6 protein-coding genes, 2 tRNA genes and 2 rRNA genes are annotated in these 6,901 nt (G+C 26.6%); 3 read left to right on the forward strand and 7 right to left on the reverse strand.

From position 1 onward, the window contains the following. Nucleotides 1-460: 460 nt before the first annotated feature. Together KYD98_RS17870 and KYD98_RS17875 are read right to left on the reverse strand one after the other, a co-directional pair. Nucleotides 461-1,357: a patatin-like phospholipase family protein gene (locus KYD98_RS17870; protein ID WP_219781408.1), complete on the reverse strand. Its 897-nt coding sequence runs from the start codon at nucleotides 1,355-1,357 to the stop codon at nucleotides 461-463. 83 nt (nucleotides 1,358-1,440) lie between these two features. After that, nucleotides 1,441-2,256, reverse strand: coding sequence for a pyruvate, water dikinase regulatory protein (locus KYD98_RS17875; protein ID WP_219781409.1), 816 nt, complete (start codon nucleotides 2,254-2,256; stop codon nucleotides 1,441-1,443). Between the two features lie 215 nt (nucleotides 2,257-2,471). Here KYD98_RS17875 and KYD98_RS17880 point away from each other — a divergent pair, with 215 nt between their 5' ends. From KYD98_RS17880 to hydF, 3 genes are all read left to right on the forward strand, one after another. Continuing rightward, nucleotides 2,472-3,230, forward strand: coding sequence for a signal peptidase II (locus KYD98_RS17880; protein WP_219781410.1), 759 nt, complete (start codon nucleotides 2,472-2,474; stop codon nucleotides 3,228-3,230). Between the two features lie 369 nt (nucleotides 3,231-3,599). After that, nucleotides 3,600-3,845 carry a TM1266 family iron-only hydrogenase system putative regulator gene (locus KYD98_RS17885; protein WP_219781411.1) on the forward strand — a complete coding sequence of 82 codons (246 nt, stop codon included), beginning with the start codon at nucleotides 3,600-3,602 and terminating at the stop codon, nucleotides 3,843-3,845. A 21-nt stretch (nucleotides 3,846-3,866) separates the two neighbouring features. Further along, a complete protein-coding gene (hydF, locus tag KYD98_RS17890; protein ID WP_219781412.1) occupies nucleotides 3,867-5,054 on the forward strand; it encodes a [FeFe] hydrogenase H-cluster maturation GTPase HydF in 1,188 nt (395 codons plus the stop codon). A gap of 104 nt (nucleotides 5,055-5,158) precedes the next feature. On the opposite strand, the gene KYD98_RS17895 is transcribed toward hydF, so the two are convergent. From KYD98_RS17895 to rrf (KYD98_RS18560), 5 genes are all read right to left on the reverse strand, one after another. Further along, nucleotides 5,159-5,234 (reverse strand) — tRNA-Lys (locus KYD98_RS17895). A 5-nt stretch (nucleotides 5,235-5,239) separates the two neighbouring features. Continuing rightward, nucleotides 5,240-5,356 (reverse strand): 5S ribosomal RNA (gene rrf, locus KYD98_RS17900). Between the two features lie 206 nt (nucleotides 5,357-5,562). After that, on the reverse strand, nucleotides 5,563-6,522 hold the full coding sequence (locus KYD98_RS17905) for an L-lactate dehydrogenase (RefSeq protein ID WP_219781413.1): 960 nt from the start codon (nucleotides 6,520-6,522) through the stop codon (nucleotides 5,563-5,565). A gap of 220 nt (nucleotides 6,523-6,742) precedes the next feature. Continuing rightward, nucleotides 6,743-6,818, reverse strand: a tRNA-Lys gene (locus KYD98_RS17910). A gap of 6 nt (nucleotides 6,819-6,824) precedes the next feature. Beyond that, nucleotides 6,825-6,901, reverse strand: a 5S ribosomal RNA gene (gene rrf / locus KYD98_RS18560); the annotation flags it as partial.

Here is a 6,901-nt window from a genome sequence, read left to right on the forward strand (position 1 = left end):
TGTATTTTTTATATTCTGTTCAATTTTCAAAGACCATTTTCTTTCGCTTCAACTCTCGTTGTCAGCTTTTGTTTTTTTGTGTCACATCCAAGCGACTATCTTAGTATATCACTTGTTTTTTTAAATGTCAACTATATTTTTACTAAAACTTTATTTTCAAATGTTTTATCTTTTTATAGTTTGCATCTCTCAGCGACGTGTTTTATCTTAACACTTTAAATATATATTGTCAACATTATTTCTATATTTATTTTTATTTAAGTTACAACTATGTATTAATTATAGAAACAAGTTACAAAATCATATATTGTTCTATAAATTTAATTATATACAAAATCTCAATTTCAATTCATTGTATTTTATGTTAATAATTTTTATTTGTATATTTGATAACTATAAAAACCTACTTCAAAAAAATAAGCTATCTTAAATATTATTTTTTTAAGATAGCTTTAAATTCTTATTTTATGAATTGTTTCTTTATTATAGCGCTAAAAAAATTCTCTTTATCAGTTTTAATAGATTTCTTATATTTATTAGTTAGTAATCCTAACTCAATAATTGGTTTTAAATAATCTAATGTATCACTATATCCTAAATTGATTCTCTTTTCTACACTTTCTGGAACAAAATCTAATATGCCATTTAGTACACCTTCATCCATAGATGATGGTGTAATTTCTATTATTTTAGTATTAGGAAATAATTTTTTATTTATTTTAGACTCTTTAGAAAGATGTATAACTATTATTATATCGCAATTTTCACCATATACAGGTTGAATAGGTACATTGTCCGCCATACCTCCATCTAAATATTTCATTGACTCAAATTCTTCTGATTCATAAATCATAGGCAATGCTGATGTTGCTAGTAAAATACTCCTAATGCTCTGTTCATTATAATCGTTAATTTTAAAATATTTAGGTTGAAAACTGTCTATTTCTGTACATGCAGCATAGCAAATTTTATTATTTTTTTCTAACTTCGAAAAATTTATATAATTATCCATTATATCTAATAAGCCTTTTCTTGATAAATTACCCATTTCAAGCGTCTTAGGCATATATTTTTTTATAAAGTTCATATTTTTTAATCCAAGTGATATTAAAAAGCCTCTAATATTTAAATCTTTTTCATTTATTGGAAGTACGCTTTCTTTAGATATATTATGCCAAACTTCATTAGCTTTCTCTAAATCTCCTTGACAAAATAATACTGCATTTAATGCACCTATAGATGTTCCAGATACTACACTAATATGTTTATCAATTTTTAATTCTTTTAAAGCTTTCCATACTCCTATTTGATATGCACCTCTTGCTCCTCCCCCAGCTAATACTAAACCTACTTTCATAAACAATCACTCTCCCCAGAGACTGTAATTCAAATTACTATACTTATATAACTAAATTATGCTACAAATAGAATTAAAGTTCTTTAATTACGTGCATTTTTATGATATCCAATAGCTTCTAATATAATTAATGCCGTATCTTCAATAGCTCTTTGTGTTACATCTATTGTTTTACACCCCAATTTTCTCATTATTTTATCTGCAAACTCAAATTCTTCTAATACTCTTTCATCTCCTGCATATTTTATGTCAGAAGTTATTCTATGAAATTTATCAAGTCTCCTTTTTCTAATTTCAATTAATTGAAGAGGATTTATCGTTAATCCAAATATCCTTTTTCTATCTATCTCATATAATTCTTCAGGTACACTTACCTCTGGCATTAAAGGTATATTTATTGTTTTTATTCCTTTATTAGCTAAATACATACTAAGAGGCGTTTTAGATGTTCTTGATACTCCAACTAAAACCACGTCTGCATTTTTTAATCCTCTATAATCTTTACTATCATCATATTGCATTGCAAATTCCATAGCTTCTATTCTATTAAAATACATTCCATCAATTTTTCTCATTGCTCCTGGGTTATATTCAGGTTGAGTATTTAATATTGATGATGCAACATTAATCATTGGTCCTAAAACATTCATTACTGAAATGTTTTTTTCAACTCCCTTTTGAGTTAAATACTCTCTTGCACTAACAGTAATTATAGTAGATATTATAATACTGTTTTCACATTTTTCTACAGCCTTTACTACATCTTCTACATCTTCTAGTGTTTTTACATAAGGAATCCTTTTTACTTCTATTTCTTCTTTAAATTGACTAGATACAGCAATAGCAACTTGGTGAGCTGTTTCTCCTATAGAATCTGATACTGCAAAAATAGTTAACATATTTTATTCCTTCTTTCTCATTAATTTTACCCAAAGCCAATACCATATTAATTTATTGAAATATTTTTTATTTTCTATAAATTCGTATTCACTTTATATATTAAACCAACTCTACATATTTTAATAGTAGTGAATTTTTTCATTTTGTGTGATAAACTTTAGTATGAGTAATTAATATAAATTTTTTATACTCATAGTTAATATGGAGGATAATTATGAAAACTAAAAAGTTATTAACTATAGCTGTTCTACCAGTAATGTGGATGCTCTACTTTTTATTTGAATTGTTTACTAATAGAATTAACAATTTTCCAACTATACTTCTTAATATCGGTATTATGTTCGTATTTGCTATAGTTGGTGTTTTTATTTATAAAATTTCAAATAAAAATGTAGAAGGCTTCACTTTAAGCTCAATGACAAAAATTTTTATTTTTTTAATGTTTATAGATCAAGGCATTAAAATATTAATAAAATTATTTTGGTTTAATAGTTTTATTAATATAATTCCTAACTTATTATCATTTAATCCAATTATTAATACTGATGGTTCTTGGTTAAATGCAAGATTTGGTACTGGAGTTAGTTTTCCTATATTAATATTATTTAATATTATTTCACTTTTTATTTTTATTGAAGCATATAGGTATTATTTATATAGGGGTAATAAAGACTTTTGGGCTGATATGTGTTTTATGTTTATATTTTGTGGAGCATTGTGTTCTTTAATTGATAAGATATTTTATGGAGGAAGTTTAGACTTCATAGGAATTAGTAATTTATTTATTGCCGATATAAAAGACATATACATTAATTTAGGAATACTATTTTTTATTCTTACTTTATCTAACAATGGTTATCTGTCATCTGAAGAAGATAGTAATTTTAAAGATGATTTAAAATCATTAAAAAGATTTTTAAATTTTACAAAGAAGGATATAAACAGTAAGTTTAAACTACTTAAAAATAAATAATTAAAATTATAGATTTATACTTATGTATTATGCTACAATTTTATAAATATTAAAATTCTGAAGAATATTGTTGGTGTTTCTTTCAAATTCTTTGGAATGTTATATTTATAAATTTAGTAATCTAAGATCTAATTGTAAGGAGCATTCTAAGCATGAGGAAAAAGTATAAATCAATACCTAATAAATTTAGGTATATTTCTTGATGTTTTAATAATCTTCTACAATTATTGTAGAAGATTTTTTATTCTTTAAAAAATTATAATGAAATTATAGTATCAACTATGTTATATTCAAACTTAGTTTAAAAACTTATAAATAAATAAATTAAAGAATAAAAAAGAAATCTAAAAATCAAAGAGGTGTAACTTTATGAATACAAGAGTGGGTGTGGTTGCAATTGTAATTGAAGATTTGTTATCAGCTCCAGCTGTGAATGAAATACTACATAATTTTTCTTCAATTATTGTTGGAAGAATGGGAATACCTTATAAAGAAAGAAAGATCTCAGTAATTTCTATTATAGTTGATGGTAGTACAGATGAAATTAGTTCTTTAACAGGAAAACTTGGAAATTTAAAAAATGTATCTGTAAAATCCGCAATTACAAAAAATTAGTTTAAGGGAGGAACCTTTATTATGTTTAATACACCAAAAGCAAATAGACTTCATATATCTATATTTGGTAAACGAAATGTTGGAAAATCTAGTTTAATTAATGCTTTAACAAATCAACCTATTTCTGTTGTTTCTGATACTCCAGGGACTACTACCGACCCAGTTTCTAAAGCTATGGAATTATTACCTTTGGGACCTATTTTAATAATTGATACTGCTGGTTTGGATGATGTCGGAGATTTAGGAAATTTAAGAGTAGAAAAAACTAAAGATGTAATTCAAAAAACTGATTTAGCTGTTCTTGTATTTTCTCCTAATGATAATAATATAGAAGAAGAAAAAGAATGGTTCAACGATTTAAGATCTAAAAATATACCTGTTATAGGTGTCGTAAACAAGATTGATTTAGGTGTTAATAATATCGACATGTTAAAAAATAAATTTAATATTCCATTTGTGGAGGTAAGTTCTAAAAATAAAATAAATATCGGTAAATTTAAGGAAGAACTTATAAATAGTGCTCCTATAGATTTTGAAATGCCAACAATTCTTGGCGATATTGTAAAACCTAAAGATAGAGTAATATTAGTTGCTCCTCAGGATATACAAGCACCCAAAGGAAGACTTATATTACCTCAGGTTCAAATAATAAGAGATATCCTTGATAATGATGCTATGGCCTTAACAGTAAAAGATACTGAGTTAAATGATATATTAGAAATAATAAAAGAACCATCTTTAGTAATTACAGATTCTCAAATGTTTAAAAAAGTAAATGAAATTATACCAAATGATATTAGATTAACTTCATTTTCTATATTAATGGCTAGATATAAAGGAGATCTTAAACTATTTGTTGATGGTGCTAAAACAATTAATAATTTAAAAGCTGGTGATAAAATCTTGATTGCTGAATCTTGTACACATCATGCTAAAAAAGGAGATATTGCTAGAGAAAAGCTTCCTATATTATTAGAGAAAAAAGTTGGTGCTAAATTAAATATAGTAAATGTAGCAGGAACGGATTTTCCAAAGGATTTATCTGAATTTAAGCTTATAATACATTGTGGTGCTTGCATGTTTACAAGAAGACAACTATTATCAAGACTAGAAGTTATTAAAGGACATAACACACCAATAACTAATTTTGGTGTAGCCTTAGCAGAACTTAATGGTATCCTTGATAGAGCATGTAACTTATTATTATAATTATAAAAATAATATAGAGCCTTTGCTAAATTTAAGCAAAGGCTCTATCTATATATAAATACTAAGCAAGTCTAATAAAAAATCACTTCTTACGAAGTGATTTTTGGTGGCTCACCCGGGAATCGAACCCGGGACACCATGATTAAAAGTCATGTGCTCTACCGACTGAGCTAGTGAACCATATAACCTGGCAACGTCCTAATCTTCCACACAGTCTCCCATGCAGTACCTTCGGCGCTATAGATCTTAACTGTCCTGTTCGGAATGGGTAGGAGTGTTACTTCTATGCCATCATCACCAGATATTCATTTTAGTTTTCTCTTTCGTTGAAGTAATGCCCTCAACAAGATATTATTATATAGAGTTTAGATTATTATGTCAACCTCTTATTTAGACGTATATCGACATTATATCTAACATACGCCTAAATACTGATTTATTCTCTATTTTAAACATATATCTATTCTTTTATTTTTTGTTATATTTCAATATTATCTACATATAACTATTATTTAATTTTTTTAATTATTTTATCCGTATATTCTCTTATTATATTTATTGAACTCTTAAATTTATTTAATTCATCATCAGTAAGATGTATCTCTAATATATCTTTAACACCTTCACTATTTAAAACACATGGTACTCCACAAAAAACATCATATTCTCCATATTCTCCTTCTAACAATGTAGATACAGGTATTATTTTATTTTCATTATACATAATTGCCTTTATTATCGCTACTGTTGCAGCAGCGATTGCATAATATGTTGTTCCTTTTCTATCATAGACTTCCCAACCTGCTCTAGCAGTATCCAATACTAATTTATCTAAATCTACTTTACCTAATAAGTTTTTATTATCCTCTAAAATTGTATTAAACGATTTTCCTCCTACTGTTACATGAGACCATGGTACCATTTGAGAATCACCATGTTCTCCCATTGAATAAGCTTGAATACTTCTAGGATCTACATTTATTAAATCAGCAATAAAATTTTTTAATCTAGCTGAATCTACAGAAGTACCTGTACCTATAATATGATTTTTAGGTAAGCCTGATATTTTGTATACATAATGAGCTATTATATCAACAGGATTAGATACAATAATAAAATACCCATTAAACCCACTTTTTATTATAGGATTTACAATAGATTCTACTATTTGAGCTGATAAATCTAATGTATCTAATCTTGTTTGTCCTGGTTTTGGTGGTAGACCAGCTGTTATAACAACAATATCTACATCTTTACAATTTTCATAAGTTCCTGTTATAACATTTGTATTTCTATTTAAATATTCAATACAATGATTTAAATCCATTACTTCTCCATAAGCACGTTCCTTATTAATATCTATCATTAATATCTCATCACATACTCCCTGAGTAATTAAACTAAAAGCAGTTGTAGAACCAACCAAGCCTGCTCCTACTATGGCAATCTTACTTTTATCTAAAGCCATATTTTATCCTCCTTAATAATTAATATAATTATTATTAGTTTAAACACTTTTTATTTTTATATAATGGATTTTAATAATGCCACTTAAAAGTTATCCACATTTTTATATAAATTTATAAAAATATGTTTATAAATTTTTGCAATTGTGAATATTTATTTTTTCTTTACTTAACAAAGTTTATAAAACAAAAAGACCACTGATAATTCAGTAGTCTTTACTTTGGTGCGCGATCAGGGGTTCGAACCCTGGACACCCTGATTAAGAGTCAGGTGCTCTACCAACTGAGCTAATCACGCAAATAAACCTGGCAATGTCCTAATCTCCCACACAGTCTCCCATGCAGTACCTTCGGCGCTATAGATCTTAACTGTCCTGTTCG

The organism is Clostridium weizhouense, assembly GCF_019431045.1.
Lineage (GTDB): Bacteria > Bacillota > Clostridia > Clostridiales > Clostridiaceae > Clostridium > Clostridium weizhouense.